The organism is Caldicellulosiruptoraceae bacterium PP1, from assembly GCA_041320695.1.
In the GTDB taxonomy this organism is placed as follows: Bacteria; Bacillota; Thermoanaerobacteria; order Caldicellulosiruptorales; family Caldicellulosiruptoraceae; genus JBGGOQ01.
Window position 1 is genome coordinate 159,682 of record JBGGOQ010000003.1, and the last position, 23,233, is coordinate 182,914.

Sequence of the window (23,233 nt, forward strand, 5' to 3'; positions counted from 1 at the left end):
TTCAAACATCAACCTCGATTGATTCTATATAAAATTCCTTTCCATGTTCTGTTAATTTACTTTTTGAGTTGCATTTCGGGCATAAAAATGTATTTGTTCTTTCAAATAAAAGATTGCATTGCTGACATCTTAGTTTTGCCTTTTTATTTATTATTTCAAGTTCAGAACCTTCAAGTATTGTTCCTTTTACTAATAAATCAAAATAAAACTTTAATGATTCATCTATAATACCAGTAAGTTCGCCAACAACTACAGAAATTTTATTTATTTTTTTTGCATTAGCTTTTTTTGCTTCATCTGTTGCTATCTCAATCATCTGCTGAGTTACATAATATTCGTGCATTTTGAAAACCTCATTTTTAAGAATTTACAGCCTCTATTTTTGGTTTTTCAGCTTGTTGGACAATTTCCTGCTGTCTTATAATAATCTCCTTGTTTCCTTCTGGAGTATTAAACTGTTCATTTGATAAAATACATTTCTTAGGACATGATTCTACACAAACATTACAAATAACGCATTTGTACTGATTAAGTGTCCATGTCTTGTCAGCTTTATTAACAACAATTGCATTTGATGGGCACTTCCTTTGACAAATACCACAAAATATGCATTTATCAATCTCTATATCAATACTTCCTCTTGTGTTTTTAAAAAATGCTCTTTTTTCAAATGGGTAGAGCCTTGTTGCAGGTTTTGATGTTAAATTTTTTAAAACATTTTTTACCATACCAAACATAAAAGTTCCCCTTTCTTATCTCTCAGTGCAACTAATGCAAGGATCTATTGTTAATATAAGCAGTGGAACCTCAGCTAAATCAGCACCCTGTAATATCTTCATAAGTGCAGGAATATTTGAGAAGGTTGGTGTCCTAATTCTTAGCCTATCAAGATTTTTTGTTCCATTTGCTTTTATATAATATAAAACCTCACCTCTTGGTTGTTCAACACGCGAAACAATCTCACCATTTGGAAAGCCTTTAACAGGAACTGATATTGGCCCCTCTGGTATTTTTGAGAATACCTGTCTTAATAAGTCAATTGATTGATAGCATTCTCTTAATCTTACCTTCATTCTTGCATAAGAGTCACCATCAGTTTCTACTATTGGCTCAAAATCAAGTTCGTTATAAGCAGCATAGCCTGTCATCCTAAGATCAGTATTTATCCCACTCGCTCTTGCCATTGGTCCAACACAGCTAACTTCTTCTGCTTCTTTTTTTGAAAGGACTCCAACATCTACTAATCTTTTTTTAACTGTATAATCATCTAAAAATGCACTTTCTATCTTCTTAAGTTCTTCTTCTAATTTATCAAGATTAGTCAATATATATTTTTGTTGTTCTGAATCAATATCTCTTCTGACACCACCAATAATATTAGTTGATATAATAACTCTGCTACCAGCAGTTGCTTCCATAAGATCCATTACAAGTTCTCTATTTCTCCAACACTGCATAAATAAGCTTTCATATCCAAATGCGTCTGCAAGAAGACCTAACCATAAGTGGTGGCTATGAAGTCTATGAAGTTCACCCCAAACAACTCTTAGGTATCTAGCTCTATCTGGTACTTCCACTCCCATTAGTTCCTCAATACCTTGACAATATGTCAAAGCATGCATAAAACTACATATCCCGCAAACTCTTTCAACAACATATATATTCTGATTAAGGTCTTTCTCTTCTGCCAATTTTTCAAGTCCTCTATGGACATATCCAATTGCTGGTATAGCCTCTACAACCTTTTCGTCTTCCAAAACAAGCTTCAATTGAATAGGCTCGGGTAAAACAGGATGTTGAGGCCCAAATGGCATTATAGTTCTTTTACCCAACCTGATTATCCCCTTTCTTAAGTTTTACAACTGGTTTTTTTCTCATAGGTGCTTCTTCTACATCTTCTGTAATTAAGAATTTTCCTTCATAATCAACAAGAAGCCCTTCAAAGTTTATCCCATAAAGGTCCTTTATTTCATTTTCAACAAGAACTGCTGCAAAATAAATATCTGATATTGATGGAACAACTTGATTTTCTTCAACAGTAATTCTTAGATTTTCTAAGTTGTAGTCTTTATCAAAATGATAAATTATATCAAATTTGCCTTCACCCAAATCAGAGCAAGAAGAAGTAACATACCTATAACCTTTAAATTTATATTCAGCAACTTCTTTTCGCAAATCTTCTATTCTTATCTCACGAGTATTACTTAACACCTAAATCAACTTCCTTCCTTTTTGATGCCTTTTTTTCTTCTAATATATTAGCTGCCTTTAAAATTCCTTCCATAATCGCTTCTGGCCTTGGTGCACATCCAGGTACATAAACATCAACAGGAACTGTTGTGTCAGCACCACCTAAGGTATTATAACATTCTTTAAATATTCCTCCAGAGCAAGCACAAGCACCAATTGCCACGACAGCTTTTGGGCTTGGCATTTGATCGTAAATATTCTTTAATACTCTTGCATTTCTATTATTAACTGAACCAGAAACAACTAAAATATCAGCATGTTTTGGATTGCCAACATTTACAATACCAAATCTTTCTACATCATATACAGGTGTAAGACAAGATAAAATTTCTATATCACAGCCATTACAGCTATTGCAATCATAATGAACTATCCATGGTGATTTTTTTATTGCTTTCTTAAATATACCCATTATTTTCACCTCTTAATTAAGCCCTATATTTTAAGTATACCCAAATTAAATTAACTAACGCTGCTGATAATGCAATTGACCAAGTAAGTTTAAGCATTATTTTCCATGTTAATCTTGCTGAAATATTATCAATAAGTATCTCAGCAAAATAGCATGCAACTATTGCAATGATAGCTATAAATAAATTATTCGCAAAGAATAGATAAACAAATAAAAGCAATAAAACTGTTTCATACCAATGTGCAATTTCTATAAGACCAAGCATAGGTCCACTAAAATCTGTTGTTATGCCTTTTACAAGTTCTTGATGCCCATGGTGTGAAGTTGATAAATCAAATGGAGACTTTCTAAACTTTATTGTAAGAACATATGAAAATGCAAAAAATACTAATGGCAATTCAACAAATAGCATTTTCTTTGTTTCAAGCACTTTATCTATATTAAAGCTTCCAACAACAAAGTATATACCTACAACAACGGCAATAAGTATAGGTTCATAAGCAAGCATAGAAATAAGCTCTCTGTGTGCACCAATCCTTGAAAAAGGTGATTTTGTGGACATAGCACCTAATATGAGTGCTGTTATTGCAAATGCAAGTATAAAAAGAATTAGTAACAAATCCATTTTTAGTACAAATAGAATTAAAGCAACAATATTAAAAATAAAAAACAATATGACATATAAAAACTGTGAATTTGATACAGCTATTGATTCTTTACTGAATAATTTAACTACATCATAAAAAGGCTGAAGTATTGGAGGACCAAATCTATTTTGCATCCTTGCTGTAATTTTTCTATCAATACCAGCAATTAAACCTCCAATAATTGGTGAAATAACTATTGTTGCTAAAACTATAAGTAAATTTCTCACTTTATAATCACCCCAAACATTATAACAATAAGAGCAATAGAAACAATGTTAGCAGCAAATGTCACCTTTTTCTCTGATAATATATCTGAAAGATAATAATTCTTAAAAGTTAATTCCACATTTTCATCTTTAATACTTAAAAACTTACCATCAACAGTATCTTCGGCAGAAACATATGAATTTACATATCTTTTAGGTTTAAACATAACATAAATAACATAACCTAAAAATATGCTCAAAAGTAAAATCCCAAAAAATACTACTGGATTAAAGCCCATAAAGTCTTTAATCTTTAGATTCTCTAATGCTGCTTGGTCTATGTTACTAAATCTTGAGTAAGCCTCTTTAATAAAAGGAGCTATAAAAGTATTTGAAAATTGAATCATAAATATACTTACTAATGTTACCAATAAAGTTATGATATATAAAGGTGTATGTCTTAACGCCTCAAATTTTTCTATTCTTACATAATTTTTATCTGTTGAAATAATCTTTCCAATAAATTTAGACCAGAATACAACAGTAAATGCACTGCCGAAAATTACTAAAGCTAATGCAATTGGATTGCTTGTTGCAGCTTCAATTGCTATCCATTTTGTAATTAGTACACCAAAGGGTGGTAAGAGCATTGAAACAGCACCCAATATGGTCATGTTTGCAGTCAAAGGCATTCTTGTCCTAATTCCATCCATATCCTCTATGTCTCTTGAGCCTATACCCTGTTCAATTGTTCCTACACAAAGGAATAATAATGCTTTTGATACACCATGAAGAACAATTAAAAGAGCTGCACCATAAATTGCAAAAATACTTGGAATAGAAGATAACAAAATAATAAGCCCTAAATTTGAAATTGTAGAGTATGCCAATATCCTCTTTGCATTTGTTTGAGTTATAGCTAAAAGTGCAGCAACTGCAAACGTAAATCCACCAAAAACGGCAACAATCTGACCTAACCAATTATCAATGTATAGTGGTGCAAGTCTTAAAATAAGATAAACACCAGCCTTTACCATTGTGCTTGAGTGTAAAAGCGCTGACACAGGTGTTGGTGCCACCATTGCTCCTAAAAGCCAGCTTTGGAAAGGAAGCTGAGCAGATTTTGTTGAACCAGCTAATACCAAAAAAGCAATAGGAACAATTAATAAACTTGCATCGCCAGATTTTAGAAGCTGTGTTATCTCAAGTGTATTTGCATATTTATATGTTAAAATAATCCCTATTACAAAAGCTACTCCACCTATGGAATTTAATAATAGTGCTCTTTGGGCATTGTTTATGGATTCCTTTGTTTTATCGTGAGATATTAATAAAAACGAACATAATGTAGTTATTTCCCAGAAGAAATAAATCCATGCTATACTATTTGACAGAACTATACCATTCATTGCACCTAAAAATAATGCAATTGTTGCAAAAAATACATTCTGTTTAGATTTTTTTAAGTGAAGATGATGCTCATGTTCTTTCATATATTGTAAAGCAAATATAGCAATTAATGGTCCTACGACATTAATTAACATAAGCATTATCATTGTTAGATGGTCAACATAAAAAACATCTTGAATTTCAATTTTCCCACTTGTAAATTCAAAAATTGTTAAAGGAACAAACTGAAGAACGACAAGTGCCATAATAATTTTGTTGTTGTACTTAAGTCCAATTAAAAACATAACTGCCATTAAGAAATAATCAGCAAAAGTAATCAAATATTCTAATGCTATCTTTGTCCCTTCATTTAATGTAACTTCTCTACTTCCTCCAAGAAGAACATATGCCATTAAAGCTATTAGAACAAGGGACATAAAAAAAACAGCCGCTTTTCTAATATTGCTGTTATCAAATAGTAAAAATATTGCTGCCATAATAATTGGAAAGAATATTAGTAGAAGTAAACTTAACCCCATTGCCTAACAAATGCCCCTTTCGTTAATAAAAATTTTTAGACAAATAAATTATAACATAGTAAAAATTCTTTGTATACAGTATGCAAAAGTTAATTTATTGTCAATCAAATTGTTTTATTATTAATATTTTGGTAATAATTATAATAAATTATTAAAATATTTAGGAGAGATTTAATTGAAACAAGCATTTAATGAAACATCGTCTCTTATTACAAATCTTAAAGAGGTTGATTACAAAAATACATTAATGATAACGTCATTAATTGAGGTTTTAGTTGATAAAGGTATAATAACAAGAAAAGAAGTTTTCGAAAAGTCTATTTTTTTAGACAAGCTAATTGAAAATGAGGCAAAAAAAAGAATAAATTGATGGCTGGTGTAAAACAGCCTGTTTTTTTGTTTATTATTGTGGTATTATTTATATTAATAGTGTAATAGTAGGGGGTATATTCTTTGAAAGGAACTGTTGTTTTAACTTGGCTTGAAACTATTGGGAACATTTGGGGAGAAGATGTTAAAAAAGCTGGCCAAAAAGCTATGGGTTTGGATGAATCTACAATTATTTCTCCAACTGATGATATATCTGATGAAGATGTATTAAAAATGATTCAAGTTTCAGCTGATATGGCTAATATTGAACCTTCTGAAATGTTTAGAACAATAGGTAAAAATAACATTAAAACATTTAGTAAATGGTTTCCTTCATATTTTGAAAGATTATCTCTAAAAGGTTTTTTGGAGTTTATGGATGATGTTCATACACAACTTACTCGTTTCATTAAAGGGGCAAAACCTCCAAGAATATTTTTTGAAGAGATCTCAAGCAATGAGGCAATAATTACTTATGTCTCCAAAAGAGGATTTTATGATTATTTTTTAGGTTTACTTGAAGGCAGTGCTGAATTCTTTAACGAGAAATTAGATTTTTCCGAATTAGAAAGATTTAAAGATGATCAAGGTTTTTATCATTTAAAGATACATATTAAATTTACTAAAACAAATAAAAAATTTAAGAAGGCATATTTTAATATAATTACAAGTCTTTTTATTTTTAGAAATCTTGAATTTAAGATATCAATATTGTCTTCAATTGTAGCTTTTCTAACATCTTTAGTAATCAATAATGATCATCATGCTATTACTTTGCATTTAACAATATTTACTACAACTTTTGTTGCTACATTTCTTGCTTCATATTTAATATTAAAACCTTTAAGGTTTATTAAAGAAGAGTTGGATTCTTTAAAAAAGCTTGATTTTTCTGGTTCTGTTTCACTTAAAACACTTGACAGTATTGAAAAGCTTGCTGAATCGGTTGCTTCTACTAAGTTTTCTGTTAAAAAGGATCTTCTTCTATTAAAAGGTGGAAGCGATGAAATAAATAATTTTTCAAAAAATATTGCTGCTATAGCTGAGAATATGAAAAAACTATCAGATACAATATCCTCAATTGTTAGTGATGTTGCTAGCGGTGCTATTCATCAAGCAGAAGAGATTGAAAAAGCTGTTATTGTCCTTAATGATAATATTTATAAATTAAACACTGTCGTAGATGAACAAAGCAAAAGTAAAGATGGACTTATTTCTATTAATAATGAACTACAAAATTCTGGTAATGAATTACTAAACGTTTCAAATATAATGAATAATATAAGCAATGATTTTTCTCTTGTTGTACAAAGAGGCCAAAAACTTTCAAATGATGCTCAAGATGTTATGAAGATTACATCAACAGTTGCCGAAATTGCAAATCAGATTAATATGCTTGCTTTAAATGCATCAATTGAGGCTGCAAGAGCAGGTTCTTTTGGGGTTGGATTTGCTGTTGTTGCTGATGAAATTAGAAAATTAGCTGATTCCACAAGAAATTTTGCAAAAACTATTAACAATAATTTAAAAATTTTTGTTGAAGAAGTTGAAGGGTTATCAACAATACTAAATGAGCAATTTGAAAAATTATCCCAAAATGAAGCTACATTAAATGAAGTTGCGAATAAAAATAGTAATAACATTGAAAGAATATCAAATATAACAGAGAATATTGTTTCTTTGATTGAGACATTAAGAAATGAAGCAAAAAGAATTTCTGATGTGTTTAAAAGTATCAATTCTCTATCTGCAATTTCTCAAGAAAACTCTGCTTCATCGCAAGAGATGCAAGCTATGGTTTCTGAGTATGCTGTTAGCATTAAAGATCTTCTTACAAAGGTAACTGACCTTGAAAGTCTTTCAAATGTGTTTAAAGAAGAGCTTAATAAATACCGATTATAATATTAAAGGAGGTTCTTCTTATGTGTGATAGTTTTGTAATGGCTATTTTGGTTGACAATAGACTTCATGATGCTCCAAAGCTGCAAGAGATACTTACAAAACATGGTTGCCTTATAAAAACCAGACTTGGATTACATGAGGCTGGAGAATCTTGTTCAAATCAAGGACTTATAATTCTTCATTTATCTGGTAAAGAGGATGAAGTAGAACAAATGAAAAATGATATATTAACCTTAGATCATGTTAAGGTTCAGTATATGAAATTAAATTGCTAAAATTATATTAAGGAATGATAAAATGGATATCCCAAATATAAATTCTATTTTTAGACAGAAAATTGAAGAAATTAACTCAAGAGTACCAGTAAAATTTGATGTTAGTTTTGAAAAACAAATGGAAAGTGCTCTTTTAGATTCTTCATCATCAGAGCCAACTAATAATAATTTATCTTCTGATAATTTGACTTCTGCTGAAAACTCTAACATAGATCAACTAATAAGTTATTTTAGAAATCAAAGTATATTAAAGCAAACACTAAATAGTACCAATTTTAATAATCAAAATACTAATAGAATTTCAAAAAGAGATATTGTCAATTTGGCTATTACAAAAGCAAAAGAATATGGTATAAAACCAAGCCTTGCTCTTGCAGTTATTGAGGCAGAATCTAATTTTTCCCAAGATTCAATATCAAGTGCAGGTGCAATAGGTCTTATGCAGCTTATGCCACAAACAGCCCAGGCTTTAAATGTTAATCCATATAATCCTTATGAAAATATTGATGGTGGTATTAGATATCTAAAAGAAAAGCTTGAACAATTTGGTGGAAACATAAACTTAGCTTTAGCTGCTTATAATGCAGGTCCTAATAATGTATATAAATATAATGGAGTTCCACCTTTTCAAGAAACAATAAACTATATAAATAGGGTTCTAAGCATTGCCGAAAAGTATAGCCAATTTGATGAATAGCCTTCCTTGGTAATATTCATACTAAGTATAAAGGGAGGTTAAAAGCCATGATTGGAAATAGAAAATACTATAATCCCAATAAACAGCAAAAATGTAGGCATCATAATCATGTTTGGCCAATGTTAGGTTTATATTGCACTGGGCTAATGAAAGGCTTATTAATTGGAATGCTTGTTGGTAAAAAACTATCGAATAGATAATGTTTCTTAAAGTCCCTTAAATGGGACTTTTTTTGTTGATTTTATAATATCTATGCCTTATACTATCAATTATGATATTTTTGTAATTTATTTTTAGGAGGATTTCATATAAATGAAACTTGGTATAGTTGGTTTACCTAATGTAGGGAAAAGTACATTATTTAATGCAATAACAAAAGCAGGTGCTGAGGCAGCTAATTATCCTTTTTGCACAATTGAACCAAATGTTGGTGTTGTTCCAGTTCCTGATGAAAGATTAGATGTATTAGCTAAGATATATAATCCAGAAAAAATAACCCCTGCTTTTATTGAATTTGTCGATATAGCAGGACTTGTTAGAGGTGCTAGTAAAGGTGAAGGGCTTGGAAATAAGTTTTTGTCTCATATAAGAGAAGTTGATGCTATTGTACATGTTGTTAGATGTTTTGAAGATACTGATATTGTACATGTTGAAGGCTCAATAGATCCAATTAGAGATATAGAAACAATAAATCTTGAGCTTATATTTGCAGATATGGAAAGCTTAGAAAGAAGATTAGATAAAGCAAGAAAGCTATCAAAAAATGATAAAAGAGCTCAAAGAGAGTTGGAAATTCTCGAGGAGATTCAAAAGACCCTTGAATCTGGAAAAATGGCAAGAAGTCTCAAGTTTGAAGATGAAGAGGATATAAAATTTGTTCAATCATTAAATCTTCTTACAACAAAGCCTACAATATATGCTGCAAATATATCTGAAGATGAGATAAATAGCGAAAACAAGTATGTAGCACAAGTAAGAGAGTATGCTTCAAAAGAAGGTTCTGAGGTAGTTGTAATATGTGCAAAGATTGAAGAAGAGATTGCAGCACTTTCTGATGATGAAAAAGAGGAGTTCTTAAAAGAGCTTGGAATTGAAAAATCTGGACTTGATAAACTAATTCAATCAAGTTACTCGCTACTTGGCTTAATATCATACTTAACAGCTGGACCACAAGAGGTACGTGCTTGGACTATTAAAAGAGGAACAAAAGCACCTCAAGCAGCTGGTAAGATACACACCGATTTTGAAAAAGGATTTATAAGAGCCGAAGTGGTTAAATTCGAAACACTTGTCGAATGTGGCGGTTTCAATGAAGCCAAAGAAAAAGGCCTTGTCCGCTCAGAAGGAAAAGACTATGTTATGCAAGACGGTGATGTAGTAATATTCAGATTCAACGTATGACATTTGAGCCAACGAGCCAATGGGGACGGTTCTCCCTGGCTCACTCTTCCCCTACTCATACTCTTGCAAGTCCTATTATAGCTTTTGATTTATCCAATTAAATAATAATTGTTCAAATAAAGGACTGTTCTTTTTGATAAACTGCTTCTTATCATACTTAATATAGGGCAGTTTAGTTCAATATATGGGCAGTCTTTTTTTATACACTGGGAAATATATATTATAAAATAAGTCAATAAAAAAATATTTATTATTGACATATGCCAATAATGAGTTATAATAATTATTAGCATATGCTAATAATTATTATTGTATTGGAGGTGTGTATCATGCCTTATGGATATTGTCATGCTAATGGCTTAGGTAGACATAGTAGAGGTAATTATCAGCAAAGAGGCTTTGGTAGAGGTTTAGGTTTGTGCTTTAATTCATTATCTATCTCTGATGAACCAAGTAACAAAGAATTTTTGTTATTGCAAAAAAAGAATTTAGAGCAAAGGCTTAAAGTTATTGAATTTCTTTTAAATGACAATAAAAATCAAGATAAGTAATTTTTGGGGAAGGATAGTTCCTTCCTTCTTTCATAAAACCAATAATAAAAGTTATCATAGAACATAATTACTCAATGAGGAGTGTTAAATTATGAAAATTGCTGTTATGTTAGAAAAAGATTCTGTTAGCCCACACTTTGGTGGAAGTGCAAGGTTTTGTATTTACACCATTGAAGATGGAAAGGTTGTAAATAAGGAATATTATGACATGCCTGAACATAAGCCAGGACTTTTCCCAAAAACAATCAAACAAGCTGGTGCTGAGGTTGTAATTGCTGGTAGCATGGGGGAAAATGCTAAATATATATTTGATAGTGTAGGGATAAAATATATAATAGGTGTTTTGGGAAAAGCTGATGATGTAGTTCAAGATTATATTAATGGAGCTCTTAAGCCAGATTTAGAATTAGCAAATAAAATACATGCTCATGAAGAAGGAAGTCATCATCATGATCATGAGCATCATCACCATCATGAACATAAACATTAAAAAATCTATTATTTTTACAAATAAAAGCTTGCTTTCACAATTTAATATTTTTTGTGAAGGCAAGCTTTTTCCTTGACTATTATATTATCTCAGATGTAAACTTTTTAATATGATAAATAAATTTAAAAGTGGGGGTTAAAAATGCCAAGACCAACAAGATGTCGCCGTGTAGAACATATGCCTAAATTTAGCCACTTTTCTCCAGAACAAGGAACTGGCCAAGAGGTTATTATAAAAGTAGAAGAATTAGAAGCAATTAGGTTAAAAGATTTAGAAGGATTAATGCATGAAGACTGTGCTAAAAAAATGTTAGTATCTCGTCAAACCTTTCAATTAATATTGGAAGAAGCAAGAAAAAAGATTGCAGACGCCCTAATAAATGGAAAAGATATTAGGGTTTATGGAGGCAATTATGTTTTTGGAGACTGCCAATATATTTGTCATAATTGTCATAAAATATTTGAATCTGACAAAGGTAATCTATGCCCGGAATGTAATTCAAATGATATTTCTTGTTTAAAAGGTAAAGGTAGAGGACATTGCTTTAGAAAAGGTAGATTATGATATATATTTCTTTATGTCCTCTGCCTCTGCTTTAATCCTTCTAATATCCTTATATGAGCTTATCTTAATATTAATTTTTTTACCATCAACCTCGACATCATCTTTTTTTCTTTCCATCTCTACCCTATTAAGATCAACCATTCTAATACCTATTGTTGAAGTCCATTTTAATATGCTATATATGACATCATCTAAATTTGATTTTTTTGCAATTACACCTAATTTAACTGCTGGTCTATTCTTCTTCATAAATATTGGGGTAAAGTAGACATCCAAAGCCCCTGCTTCGAATATCTTTTCCATTGCAATAGATAACTCTTCACCTGTCATATCATCTATGTTAGCAAAAAGTTCAACAACTTTACTATCACAATTTATTGAGTTTTTTTTTCCCCGAAAACTACCCTAATAACATTTGGGGTCTTTAATTCTCTACTTCCTGCACCATATCCTATCTTTTCAATTACCATTAGTGGCATATCACAAAAACCTTCAGCTACAGCTGCTGCTATACCAATTCCTGTAGGGGTAATGAGTTCCATCTCTATATTTCTTATACCTATCGGTAGGTTATTTTGCTTAGCAATCTCTAAAACTGCTGGAGCAGGAATTGGAATTATTCCATGCATTGATTTTGTAAGTCCTTTTCCATCATATAGATTTGAAAATAAAATCTGGTCTGGTTTTATAAAATCTATACAGCTTGCAAAAGAAACAATGTCAACAATAGAATCAACTGCTCCAACCTCATGGAATGCTACATCTTCAATACTTTTACCATGAACTTTTGCCTCTGCACTAGCAATCTTTTCAAATATTTTTATACTAAGATTTTTTATAAAATCATTTAAACTGCTCTCTTCTATCATTTGCCTTATATCTTTAAATGTTCTATGGTGATGATGCCCATTTTCATGTTCATGAGAGTGCTCATTGTCATGGTCATGCTCATGGTGATGTTCATTTTCAATAACAATAAACCTTTTAGCTTTTATACCATTAACCTCTTTTTCTTCTAATTTTAGCTCTACATTTAAATTTAACTTATTAATATCCTCTTTTATTTTTTCAAAATCTACACCACTATCTAATAGTGATGCAACAAGCATATCCCCCGCTGCACCAGAAATACAATCAAAGTATAAAACCTTCATTTAAAAACACTCCCTATTTTCATTTTGAAGCAAGGCTATTTATCATATGTGCTAATACCCCTGCACCAAAACCATTGTCAATATTTACAACAGAAACACCACTTGCACAAGAGTTTAGCATTGTAAGAAGGGCAGAAAGTCCATGAAAATTAGCTCCATATCCAACTGATGTAGGAACAGCAATAACTGGCTTTGATACAAGCCCAGCAACAACAGATGCTAATGCTCCTTCCATCCCGGCAACTGCAATAACTACATTTGCGTTTTGAATATCATCTAAGTGGGCAAATAACCTATGTATCCCAGCAACTCCAACATCATATACCCTTTTTACATTATTACCTAAAAGCTCAGCTGTAACTGCTGCTTCTTCTGAAACCTTCATATCAGAAGTTCCTGCTGCAACCACAGAAATAAAACCGTTATTCATATTTATCTCTTTTTTGTTAACACAAATTATTCTAGCATCCTTATAATATTCAAGTTTTTCAACTTTATCATATAAAAAATTATAAAGCTCATTACTTACCCTTGTACCAATTATATTGTAACTTCCCTTTTCAAGCATTTTATTGATAATACCTAAAACTTGTTCATGAGTTTTACCTTCACAGTAGATAACCTCAGAGATGCCCTGTCTTAACTTTCTATGATGATCTATTTTCGCATAACCTAAATCCTCATAAGGTAGATTCTTTAATTTCTTAATAGCCTCATCAATTGAAATATTGTTGTTTTTTACATCAAAAAGTAGTTTTTCTAAATCCATTTTTAACTCACCTTTCAATTAATTCATACTACCAGTTTTATACCCCGAAAGCTCTAATGCTACAAATTTAAAGCCTAAAGATTTTATCTCATCTGAAATCTCATCCATTAAATTTTCATCAAAAAATATTCTTCTCTCACTTGGAGCTACTTCTATTCTTGCTATTTCACCATGATGTCTTAATCTTAACTGTTTTAACCCATATCTTCTTAGAACCTCTTCAGCTTTATCAATCATTTCTAACTTTGTGTCATTTATTTCTTCACCATATGGTATTCGTGTAACAAGGCAGGCATAAGAAGGTTTATTATACGTAGGAAGGTTAAGATATTTAGATAGAAATCGTATCTCCTCTTTTGTAAGACCTGCCTCCATCAAAGGACTTTTTATTCCTTCTTCTGATAAAGCTCTCATACCAGGTCTATAGTCCTTTGTGTCATCAACATTTGAACCTTCTGCTATGACATTTAAATTATATTTAGCTGCTAACTCTTTTAATTTTGTTAGCAATGTTTTTTTACAGTAATAGCATCTATCTTTATCATTTTTTAGAAAGTCTTTATTGCTGTAAATATCTCTTTCAACAATTAAAAGTTTAACTCCCATATCATTGGATAAATTAATAGCATCTTGAGCTTCAAATTGTGGAATCAATTTTGATTTTGCTAAAACACCAATGCATTTATCTTGAAGAACATCATGGGCTACTTTTAATAAAAAGGTGCTATCAACACCACCAGAAAAGGCAATTAACACGCTTTTATAATTTTTTATAATTTCTTTTAATTTTTCAATTTTCTCAAATGCTAACTTTTCATTTATCATAATTTTTAAACCCCTTATTTAAGTTTTAAATCAACATAAGTAGAATGAATTTCTCCTTTTTCTAAATATATAAAATCATCCTTAAGATATCCTTCATGCTCACCCATCCAAGGTTCAATACACACATATGGGAAGCCTTTTAAACTCCATATTACTAAATTCTTATAACTTGAATCAAAATCCATTTCCAGTTTTACATCATTTGATAGGCTAAACAAAACAGGACTCTTTACATTATAAAAATCAAGATTAATTTCATCTTTAGAAAAATCAAGATATCTATAATCATCTTCTGAGATTTCTCTTTTTAGGAGGTCATCAAATCCTCTTTCACAGTCAAACTGAATTTCAAATTGATCCTTGTTGCATAAAAAATATGGATGAAATCCTGCATAAAATGGAAGTGGCTCCTCAGATCTATTTTCTATATTAAAATGAATACTAAAGGCATCTTCCTTTATTTTATAAACAATAACAATTTTAAACTCATAAGGATACATTTCAAGAGTCTTTTGATTACTGTTTAAACTAAAAATAATGCCTGTTTCTTCAATTGATTCATACAAACCTTCATATCTCCATTGTAAATCTCTTGCAAACCCATGATTTTTCATAATATAGGTGTTGTTTTTAAAACTTATTTTATTATCAATCACTCTTCCACATACAGGGAAAAGGATGGGTATCCCTCCCCTAATGTTTTTACTAAAATCAAATAATGTTTCTTGATTAAGATACAAGATATCTTTACCCATCAAATTAATTTTTGTAACAATGGCACCTCTATCTTTTGCTACTTCGAAAAATGATTTACCTTCTTTACTTTTTACATTATATATTTCAATATTGTTTTCATTTCTAATTGATAAGAAATTCAAAGGATAAACCTCCCTTATTTAGTCAGCATGTAATGAGTAGTTTGGTGCTTCCTTTGTAATATAAATATCATGTGGATGTGATTCTTTTACACCTGCCTGAGTTACCTTTACAAATTGAGCTTTTTCTTGTAACTCTTTTATAGTTTTTGAGCCACAGTAACCCATACCAGCTTTTAATCCACCAATTAATTGGAAAACTGTATCTTCAACAGGTCCTTTGTATGGCACTCTACCTTCTACTCCTTCTGGTACAAGCTTAGCAGCATCTTCTTGGAAGTATCTATCTTTGCTTCCAGCCTTCATTGCTGCAATAGATCCCATTCCTCTATATACCTTAAATCTTCTTCCTTGATAAATTTCACTTTCCCCTGGACTTTCTTCACAACCAGCAAAAAGACTGCCTATCATAATTACATCAGCACCTGCTGCTAATGCTTTTGTGATATCGCCAGAATATCTAATTCCACCATCAGCAATTACAGGAATTCCATATTCTCTTGCAACTTCACTACATTCCATTATTGCTGTAATCTGCGGAACACCAATGCCTGCAACCACTCTTGTTGTACAAATTGAACCAGGCCCAATACCTACTTTTAAACAATCAGCACCAGCATTTATTAAATCGAGAGCTGCTTCTTTTGTGGCAATATTACCAGCAATAACTTGAATATGCGGATATTTTTCTTTAATCTTTCTAACAGTTTCAATAACGCCTCTCGAATGGCCATGAGCCGTATCAACAACAATAACATCTACTTTTGCATTAACCAAAGCTTCTACTCTTTCATCTGTATCTTTTGAAACACCTACAGCTGCAGCACAAAGAAGTCTTCCGTTTTTATCCTTTGCAGCATTTGGATATTTTACTGCTTTTTCTATATCCTTTATAGTAATTAAGCCTTTTAGATTACCATATTCATCTGTAATAGGTAATTTTTCAACTTTGTGTTTTTTGAGTATCTCTTTTGCTTGTTCAAGAGTAGTGCCTTCCTTAGCTGTAATGAGATTTGTTGATGTCATAACATCTTTAATTGGACGTGAATAATCTGTTTCAAATCTAATATCTCTATTAGTAATAATTCCAACAAGTTTTCCATCTAATGTTATTGGCACTCCTGATATTCTGTATTTAGACATAAGTTCCATTGCTTCGTATATTTTATTTTCAGGCGATAGCGAGAAAGGATCGACAATAACACCATGCTCAGATCTTTTTACTTTATCTACTTCACTTGCTTGTGCCTCAATTGTCATATTCTTATGAATAACACCAATACCACCCTCACGTGCAATAGCAATTGCCATCCTTGCCTCAGTAACTGTGTCCATGCCAGCTGACATTAGGGGAATATTTAACTTTATATTTTTTGTTAAGTATGTTGAAACATCAACATCTTTGGGAAGAACATCAGACTTTTGAGGAACTAATAACACATCATCAAAAGTTAAGGCTTCTTTAATTAATTTTTCATTAAAACCCATAATATCAATCTCCTTTTATCTATATACTTGATATGATTTCTTTTGAATAAATTTATTAATTGCATCAGAAATTTCTTTATTTGGCTCAATTAGTACTCTTGATTTTTTGCCATCAATATTTGCAATAATTGCATGAACATTTTCTTTGTTGTTAGAATTTGATGTGCAATCTATTGTTTGAATAATGCTTTTATCATTTTCTTGAGACTTATACATAGAGTCACTAAATGGAATAAAATAGTCAATTTTCCTTATATCAAGTGACACAAGCCTTGTTCTTTTTCTTTGTGCAACAATCTTATCAATATCTAAATAATAATTAGTTACGGCATATTCGTATTCAATGTTAAAATTCCTTGATAGGTAAACGGCTCCCCAGATAGCTAATATAAAAAACAATAGAAACATTGTATTAATAACCGGTATGAAATAAGTAATAAGTCCTACAATTACTCCTAAAAATATAAGCCCAATCTGTTTTAGCTTATCGTTTGTTGATTTTTTCTTTATTACTATTTGTTCATGAAAAACATCATTCATGCCTAATCAACTCCTTATTTTATTCTACCTATATGATTAAAAGGATATATTCTATATAAAACTTTACCTAAAATATCTTGCCTTGGAACATATTTATGATCCCAGAATCTACTATCATGTGAATCGTTTCTGTTATCCCCCATCATAAAATAATGTCCAAGTGGAACATAAAATGGGCCAAATGAACCAATCATAGGCTCCTTTAAATAATTTTCTTTATATTCTTTATCATTAATATACACAACACCATCTTTTATTTCTATCTTATCTCCAGGAAGTCCTATTACTCTTTTTACATATAAAACAGACCTATCATCTGGATATTTAAAAACTACAATATCTCCTCTTTTAATTTCCTCAAGATGTAATGCATAACTTAATTTATAAACAAATAATCTATCATTTAGTTGTATTGTATTTAACATTGAACCAGTAGGAACAATTACTAAAGAAAAAACATAAGTTCTTAAGATAAGTGCAATGATAAGTGCTCCTCCGATCCAAGCTACCCAATCTAAAACTTCTTTAATTATTTTTTTTGAATTTAATGAAATCTTATTGTCCAATATGTTCACACTTCTTTCTGTTAATTTACAAATAGTCAAATTGCCAAAATAACTTAAATAATAGTTTAATGAAAAAAAATATATAAGTCAATAAAATATACTTTGTAGGATGAGAAAAATGTGGGACAGGAAGAACCGTCCCCATTGGCATATTTTGTGCCAGGAAGAACCGTCCCCATTGGTTCACTAATCTTTAAGGGTGACTACTGTTACTCCTTGTTCACCTTCGCCATATGTGCCATCCCTAAAGCTTTTTACAAGTGAATGTCTTTTGAGATAGCTTCTTATTGCTGTACGTAGTGCACCTGTTCCTTTGCCATGGATAATTGTAACTTCTCTTAGACCTCCTATATATGCATCATCTAAATATTTATCTACTGTTAATATTGCATCATCGCTTGTAAAACCTCGTATATCAAGCTGCATTGGAACAGCCTTTTTATTTATTTCTGTTTTTTTCCTTGTTTGAATTGCTTTCGGAACTTTTTCTTCTTCAAAAATCTCTCCAATATCCTCTATATTTACTGTAACCTTCAAAATACCTGCTCTAACTAAAAGATTACCTTTTGAATCTGGCAATGATTCAACAATAGCATTAGTATCTAAAGTTCTAACATAAACTTCTTGTCCTAATTTAACATTGCTAAGTTTTTTTAGTTCAACCTTTGGCAACATGAAGCTATCTTCAAATTGCTGTGTAATCATTTGAAATTTTTTACTGTGTTCTTCAAGTTCTTTTATTGATTCCTTTTCCTTTAAAACCTCAGCTTTTTTCTTTAGTGCCTTTAAAAGCTCATCAATTTCATACTTTACTTTATTTACATACTCTTTGGCATCTTCATGTGCCTTCTTCCTTACTCTCTCCTTTTCTTTTTCAATTTTCTCTTTCTCCTGTTCTAATAGTTGTTTATACAAATTAATCTCGTTTTTAAGGCTCTCAACCTCCTGCATCCTTTGTTCTGCAATTTGTCTTTTTTGTTCCATATCATTAATAATACTTTCAAGTTCCATTGTTTGAACTGACATATATGACTTAGCCTTACTTACTATTTCATCGTTTAGCCCAAGGTTTGATGCAATTGTTATTGCATTTGATCTACCTGGAACTCCTATCATAAGCCTATATGTTGGTTTAAGTGTTTGAACATCAAATTCGCATGAGGCATTTTCGAATCCATACATCTCTTGAGCAAAAATTTTTAGTTCTCCATAATGGGTTGTAGCAATAATCTTTGCACCATTATTATATAGATATTCTAAAATAGCCTTCCCTAAGCTTGAACCTTCTTCTGGATCTGTCCCAGCACCAATTTCATCAATCAAAACAAGTGTTTTATCATTACAATTATTTGTAATATCAATTATATTTTTCATGTGTGATGAAAAAGTGCTTAGGCTTTGTGATATGCTTTGTTCGTCTCCAATATCAGCAAAGATATTTTCAAATACAGAAACCAATGACCCTTCTTGGCAAGGAACAAAAAGGGCACACTGTGCCATAATAGTCAATAGCCCCACTGTTTTTAGTGTTACAGTTTTACCACCAGTGTTTGGGCCTGTGATAATAAGTGCATCAAATCTTATTCCAAGCTCAATATCGTTTGATACAACCTTATCTAATGGAATAAGTGGATGCCTTGCTTTTTTTAATATAATTTGGCCATTTTCATTTAATTGTGGTTTTGTTGCTTTAATATTTAATGCATATTTCGCTTTAGCAAAGTTTACATCTAACTCTATCAATGCATTGTATGTTACTTTAATATCGTTACTATAAAGTGAAATCTGCTTTGATAATTCTTCAAGTATCCTTTCAATCTCTTCTCTTTCTTCCGACAGGAGAACCCTTATTTGATTATTTAACTCAACAGATGCCATTGGCTCAATAAATAAAGTAGAACCTGTTGCTGATTGATCATGAATAATGCCCTTTATTTCGGACCTATATTCAGCCTTAACTGGTATCACAAATCTATCCCCACGAATTGTAACAATTGCTTCTTGAAGATATTTTGAATACCTTGGATTTCTTATTAACTCATTTAATTCGTCCCTGATTTTTGCTTGAAGTCTTCTAATTTTTGTTCTTATTTGATAAAGCATTTCAGATGCATCATCAGCAATTTCATCGGGACTTAAAAAAGTTTTATCAATTTTCTTCATTAGATCAGCAGGAATAATTAACCTTTCTTTCATTGACTTTAAATAAGCAAAATTTTCATCTTTATTGAAATATCCCTTTAAATTATAGCCTGCTCTTAAAACCCTATTTATCTGAATTATCTCATAAGGAGATAGAGTTGAGCCAATCTCTACCTTCTTTATGAACATATCAATAAAAGTAAATTCCATATTAGGAGGATAGCCATATTTTTGAATGTAAACTAAAGCTTCATCAACCTTCTCCAACTCTTTTCGAATTATATCAATTTCTGTATAAGGGCAAATATTTGATATATAATCTTTTGCAGGTTCTGAATTTGCGTATTCTTTTAAAATAGCAATTATTCTATCAAATTCAAGTATCTTAAACGTTTTCTGGTTCAAAAAAATTCCCCTCTTTTATTTTTTTGCACAATAATTATTATAACATACAATTTTTATCTATTACTTGTTATTTTTTATTCACTTTGGGTAAAAATATAATAGTTAAGTTTAAAATTTAGGAGGTACATTTGATGAAGGATTTGAAAGGAACTAAAACAGAGGCTAATCTACTTGCCGCCTTTGCTGGTGAATCACAAGCAAGAAATAAATACACATATTTTGCAAGCCAAGCAAGAAAAGAAGGATACGAACAAATAGCTGCACTTTTTGAAGAAACAGCTGACAATGAAAAGGAACATGCTAAGCTATTTTTTAAATTCTTAAATGGCATTAAAAATACAGAAGAAAACTTAAAAGCTGCTGCCGAAGGTGAACATTATGAATGGAGCGAGATGTATAAAGAATTTGCTAAAGTAGCTCGCGAAGAAGGTTTTGAAGAAATTGCAATAGCCTTTGAATTTGTGGCAAAGGTAGAAGAAAAACATGAGGAAAGATACAATAAATTAATATCAAATGTCCAAAACAATAAGGTATTCTCAAAAGATGAAAAAGTGGCTTGGAAATGTAGAAACTGCGGCTATATCCACTATGGCAATGAAGCTCCAAAGATTTGCCCAACATGCAAACATCCTCAATCATTCTTTGAACTAAGAGCTGAAAACTATTAAAAATAAAGAGGCTGGTTTTTTAATCGCAGCCTCTTTTTGTTTTATCCTCTTATTTGTCCATTTCCATATATTATATATTTTATTGTTGTAAGCTCTTTTAACCCCATAGGCCCCCGTGCATGAAGCTTTTGCGTTGAAATACCTATTTCTGCACCAAAACCAAATTCAAATCCATCTGTAAATCTTGTTGAAGCATTAACATATACTGCCGCAGCGTCAATTAAATCTAAAAATTTCTGTGCATTGAAATAATCAGATGTTACAATAGCTTCTGAGTGTTTTGTGCCATATCTATTTATATGTTCTATTGCCTCATCAACTGAAGATACAACTTTTATACCAATAATTAAATCAAGATATTCTGTTCCCCAGTCCTCATCTTTTGCCTCTTTTATTTCAATATTATTATTTTTCAAAATATCAAATGTTTTAGAACAGCCTCTTATTTCAACACCTTTTTCAATTAGTAATTTTGCTATTTCAGGCAAAAATTTATGAGCTATTTCTTCATGGACAATTAATTTTTCTGCTGCATTGCAAACACCTGGTCTTTGCGTTTTTGCATTAATTACAATATCTTTTGCCATCTTAAAATCAGCAGTTTTATCAACATAAACATGGCAATTGCCAACACCTGTTTCAATTACAGGAACAGTTGAATTTTGAACAACTGTTTTTATAAGATTGGCACCACCTCTTGGTATAAGAAGGTCTAAATATTGATTTAGTTTCATCATTTCAACAGCAGTCTCACGAGAAGTATCTTCAACAATTTCAATAGCACTTTCTGGAATATTACTTTGACTTAAGCCTTTTTTCATAACATTGACTAAAGCTATATTTGAATTTATGGCCTCACTTCCACCTCTTAGTAAAACAGCATTACCTGCTTTCAAGCAAAGAACTGCCGCATCAACAGTAACATTTGGTCTTGCTTCATAAATAATTCCAATTGCTCCAATAGGAACTCTTTTTTGTCCAATTATTAGCCCATTTGGCCTTTTCCACATAGAAATAATCTCTCCAACTGGGTCTTTTAGTGCAATTACATCATCAATACCATTACATATTCCTAAAATTCTTTCTTTAGTAAGTTTTAACCTATCAAGTAAAGCCCCTTTTACACCTTTATTTTCAGCATTTTTCATATCCTTTTGATTTTCTTCTAAAATATAATCAATATTATCAATTAATGATTGTTTAATTAACTTTAAAGCTTCATTTTTCTCATTTTCTGAAACATTTATCAATATTTTGCTAGCCTTGTTTACATTTTGTGCTTTTAAAACTAAATCACTCATTTTTTCACCCCTCATTTTGAGATAAATAGTGTTCCTATATTGTTACCATCTAAAATACTCCTAATAATAAATGGATCTTCGCCATTAGCGATTACCATTGGTATATTACTTGACATAACAATCTTTGCTGCTTCAATCTTTGTTTGCATACCGCCAGTTGAATTAATAGTGCCTGCACCGCCAGCAATCTCTTCAATATATGTTGTAATTTCATTAACTTCTTCAATAAGTTTTGCATCGGGATTTTTTCGTGGGTCCTCTGAATAAAGCCCTTCTATATCTGAAAGAAGAATTAATAAATCAGCACTTATTAACTGTGAAACATAAGCCGAAAGTGTATCATTGTCACCAAATTCAAGCTCTTCTATGGCAACAGCATCATTCTCATTTACAATTGGTATTGCTCCTAATTTAAATAAGTTTTCAAAAGTTGATTTAACATTTTCTTTCTTCTTTTCTTCATCAACAACATCTTTTGTAAGTAATACTTGAGCAACAACCGATCCATATTCACCAAAAAATTTCTCATATATTTGCATTAGAATTCCTTGCCCTATAGCTGCAAGAGCCTGTTTTTCACCAGTTGACTTGTGATTTTTAATAAGTCCAAGTCTAGCAAGACCTGAGGCAACAGCACCAGATGTGACTAAGACAACCTCTTTACCTTCATTTTTAATATCAGTTAATATTCTCGCAAGTTTATCTATCTTAGTAAGATTAAGTTTGCCTGTCTGATAGGTAACAGTTGATGTTCCAACTTTTACAACAATCCTTTGTATATCTTTAAAATCTCGCATTAAGTACTCCT

The 23,233-nt window shown here is 31.0% G+C and carries 28 protein-coding genes; 10 read left to right on the forward strand and 18 right to left on the reverse strand.

What is annotated here, in order from left to right; genetic code table 11:
• Position 1: 1 nt before the first annotated feature.
• The 7 genes from hypA to ACAG39_06655 are packed head-to-tail and all read right to left on the reverse strand — an operon-like array spanning position 2 to position 5,443.
• Complete coding sequence (hypA, locus tag ACAG39_06625) at positions 2–343, reverse strand: hydrogenase maturation nickel metallochaperone HypA (GenBank protein MEZ0536912.1); 342 nt, start codon at positions 341–343, stop codon at positions 2–4.
• Between the two features lie 16 nt (positions 344–359).
• A complete protein-coding gene (locus ACAG39_06630; protein ID MEZ0536913.1) occupies positions 360–737 on the reverse strand; it encodes a 4Fe-4S dicluster domain-containing protein in 378 nt (125 codons plus the stop codon).
• Between the two features lie 15 nt (positions 738–752).
• A complete protein-coding gene (locus ACAG39_06635) occupies positions 753–1,832 on the reverse strand; it encodes a nickel-dependent hydrogenase large subunit (protein ID MEZ0536914.1) in 1,080 nt (359 codons plus the stop codon).
• Entirely contained in the window at positions 1,825–2,211 is a 387-nt protein-coding gene (locus ACAG39_06640; GenBank protein MEZ0536915.1) for an NADH-quinone oxidoreductase subunit C, read from the reverse strand. Before ACAG39_06640 ends, ACAG39_06635 begins: the two co-directional genes overlap by 8 nt.
• Positions 2,201–2,662, reverse strand: coding sequence for an NADH-quinone oxidoreductase subunit B family protein (locus ACAG39_06645; protein MEZ0536916.1), 462 nt, complete (start codon positions 2,660–2,662; stop codon positions 2,201–2,203). The genes ACAG39_06640 and ACAG39_06645 overlap by 11 nt, the downstream gene beginning before the upstream one ends.
• A gap of 16 nt (positions 2,663–2,678) precedes the next feature.
• The gene (locus tag ACAG39_06650) at positions 2,679–3,536 is read right to left on the reverse strand and encodes an NADH-quinone oxidoreductase subunit H (protein MEZ0536917.1); all 858 of its coding nucleotides are present in this window, start codon (positions 3,534–3,536) and stop codon (positions 2,679–2,681) included.
• The gene (locus ACAG39_06655) at positions 3,533–5,443 is read right to left on the reverse strand and encodes an NADH-quinone oxidoreductase subunit L (protein ID MEZ0536918.1); all 1,911 of its coding nucleotides are present in this window, start codon (positions 5,441–5,443) and stop codon (positions 3,533–3,535) included. Before ACAG39_06655 ends, ACAG39_06650 begins: the two co-directional genes overlap by 4 nt.
• Positions 5,444–5,618: 175 nt before the next feature.
• On the opposite strand from ACAG39_06655, the gene ACAG39_06660 reads away from it, so the two are divergent.
• The 9 genes from ACAG39_06660 (at position 5,619) to ACAG39_06700 (ending at position 11,692) form a co-directional block, all read left to right on the forward strand.
• A complete protein-coding gene (locus ACAG39_06660; protein ID MEZ0536919.1) occupies positions 5,619–5,813 on the forward strand; it encodes a hypothetical protein in 195 nt (64 codons plus the stop codon).
• An 83-nt stretch (positions 5,814–5,896) separates the two neighbouring features.
• Positions 5,897–7,714 (forward strand): heme NO-binding domain-containing protein, encoded by a 1,818-nt coding sequence (locus ACAG39_06665; protein ID MEZ0536920.1) that lies wholly within the window; start codon positions 5,897–5,899, stop codon positions 7,712–7,714.
• Between the two features lie 20 nt (positions 7,715–7,734).
• Entirely contained in the window at positions 7,735–7,989 is a 255-nt protein-coding gene (locus ACAG39_06670; protein ID MEZ0536921.1) for a hypothetical protein, read from the forward strand.
• Positions 7,990–8,011: 22 nt separating this feature from the next.
• On the forward strand, positions 8,012–8,686 hold the full coding sequence (locus ACAG39_06675; GenBank protein MEZ0536922.1) for a lytic transglycosylase domain-containing protein: 675 nt from the start codon (positions 8,012–8,014) through the stop codon (positions 8,684–8,686).
• A 47-nt stretch (positions 8,687–8,733) separates the two neighbouring features.
• The gene (locus tag ACAG39_06680) at positions 8,734–8,886 is read left to right on the forward strand and encodes a hypothetical protein (protein ID MEZ0536923.1); all 153 of its coding nucleotides are present in this window, start codon (positions 8,734–8,736) and stop codon (positions 8,884–8,886) included.
• Positions 8,887–8,998: 112 nt separating this feature from the next.
• The gene (gene ychF, locus ACAG39_06685) at positions 8,999–10,087 is read left to right on the forward strand and encodes a redox-regulated ATPase YchF (GenBank protein ID MEZ0536924.1); all 1,089 of its coding nucleotides are present in this window, start codon (positions 8,999–9,001) and stop codon (positions 10,085–10,087) included.
• Between the two features lie 329 nt (positions 10,088–10,416).
• The gene (locus tag ACAG39_06690; protein MEZ0536925.1) at positions 10,417–10,638 is read left to right on the forward strand and encodes a DUF5320 domain-containing protein; all 222 of its coding nucleotides are present in this window, start codon (positions 10,417–10,419) and stop codon (positions 10,636–10,638) included.
• Between the two features lie 91 nt (positions 10,639–10,729).
• The gene (locus tag ACAG39_06695; GenBank protein ID MEZ0536926.1) at positions 10,730–11,128 is read left to right on the forward strand and encodes a NifB/NifX family molybdenum-iron cluster-binding protein; all 399 of its coding nucleotides are present in this window, start codon (positions 10,730–10,732) and stop codon (positions 11,126–11,128) included.
• Between the two features lie 141 nt (positions 11,129–11,269).
• Positions 11,270–11,692, forward strand: a complete 423-nt coding sequence (locus tag ACAG39_06700; protein MEZ0536927.1) for a DUF134 domain-containing protein — start codon at positions 11,270–11,272, stop codon at positions 11,690–11,692.
• Here ACAG39_06700 and larC read toward each other — a convergent pair.
• The 9 genes from larC to ACAG39_06745 form a co-directional block, all read right to left on the reverse strand.
• On the reverse strand, positions 11,687–12,022 hold the full coding sequence (larC, locus tag ACAG39_06705) for a nickel insertion protein (GenBank protein ID MEZ0536928.1): 336 nt from the start codon (positions 12,020–12,022) through the stop codon (positions 11,687–11,689). The genes ACAG39_06700 and larC overlap by 6 nt on opposite strands.
• 44 nt (positions 12,023–12,066) lie before the next feature.
• On the reverse strand, positions 12,067–12,846 hold the full coding sequence (locus tag ACAG39_06710; GenBank protein MEZ0536929.1) for a LarC family nickel insertion protein: 780 nt from the start codon (positions 12,844–12,846) through the stop codon (positions 12,067–12,069).
• Between the two features lie 19 nt (positions 12,847–12,865).
• Positions 12,866–13,615 (reverse strand): nickel pincer cofactor biosynthesis protein LarB, encoded by a 750-nt coding sequence (gene larB / locus ACAG39_06715; GenBank protein MEZ0536930.1) that lies wholly within the window; start codon positions 13,613–13,615, stop codon positions 12,866–12,868.
• A gap of 18 nt (positions 13,616–13,633) precedes the next feature.
• On the reverse strand, positions 13,634–14,440 hold the full coding sequence (gene larE / locus ACAG39_06720; protein ID MEZ0536931.1) for an ATP-dependent sacrificial sulfur transferase LarE: 807 nt from the start codon (positions 14,438–14,440) through the stop codon (positions 13,634–13,636).
• Between the two features lie 14 nt (positions 14,441–14,454).
• A complete protein-coding gene (locus ACAG39_06725; protein MEZ0536932.1) occupies positions 14,455–15,318 on the reverse strand; it encodes an aldose epimerase in 864 nt (287 codons plus the stop codon).
• Positions 15,319–15,336: 18 nt separating this feature from the next.
• Positions 15,337–16,803, reverse strand: a complete 1,467-nt coding sequence (gene guaB / locus ACAG39_06730; protein ID MEZ0536933.1) for an IMP dehydrogenase — start codon at positions 16,801–16,803, stop codon at positions 15,337–15,339.
• Between the two features lie 15 nt (positions 16,804–16,818).
• Positions 16,819–17,343 carry a DUF6106 family protein gene (locus ACAG39_06735; GenBank protein ID MEZ0536934.1) on the reverse strand — a complete coding sequence of 175 codons (525 nt, stop codon included), beginning with the start codon at positions 17,341–17,343 and terminating at the stop codon, positions 16,819–16,821.
• Positions 17,344–17,357: 14 nt separating this feature from the next.
• Complete coding sequence (gene lepB / locus ACAG39_06740) at positions 17,358–17,909, reverse strand: signal peptidase I (protein ID MEZ0536935.1); 552 nt, start codon at positions 17,907–17,909, stop codon at positions 17,358–17,360.
• Between the two features lie 186 nt (positions 17,910–18,095).
• Complete coding sequence (locus ACAG39_06745; protein MEZ0536936.1) at positions 18,096–20,456, reverse strand: endonuclease MutS2; 2,361 nt, start codon at positions 20,454–20,456, stop codon at positions 18,096–18,098.
• 131 nt (positions 20,457–20,587) lie between these two features.
• Here ACAG39_06745 and rbr point away from each other — a divergent pair, with 131 nt between their 5' ends.
• Positions 20,588–21,124 carry a rubrerythrin gene (rbr, locus tag ACAG39_06750; protein ID MEZ0536937.1) on the forward strand — a complete coding sequence of 179 codons (537 nt, stop codon included), beginning with the start codon at positions 20,588–20,590 and terminating at the stop codon, positions 21,122–21,124.
• A gap of 41 nt (positions 21,125–21,165) precedes the next feature.
• On the opposite strand, the gene ACAG39_06755 is transcribed toward rbr, so the two are convergent.
• Positions 21,166–22,425, reverse strand: a complete 1,260-nt coding sequence (locus ACAG39_06755) for a glutamate-5-semialdehyde dehydrogenase (GenBank protein MEZ0536938.1) — start codon at positions 22,423–22,425, stop codon at positions 21,166–21,168.
• Between the two features lie 11 nt (positions 22,426–22,436).
• On the reverse strand, positions 22,437–23,222 hold the full coding sequence (gene proB, locus ACAG39_06760) for a glutamate 5-kinase (protein MEZ0536939.1): 786 nt from the start codon (positions 23,220–23,222) through the stop codon (positions 22,437–22,439).
• Positions 23,223–23,233 lie beyond the last annotated feature (11 nt).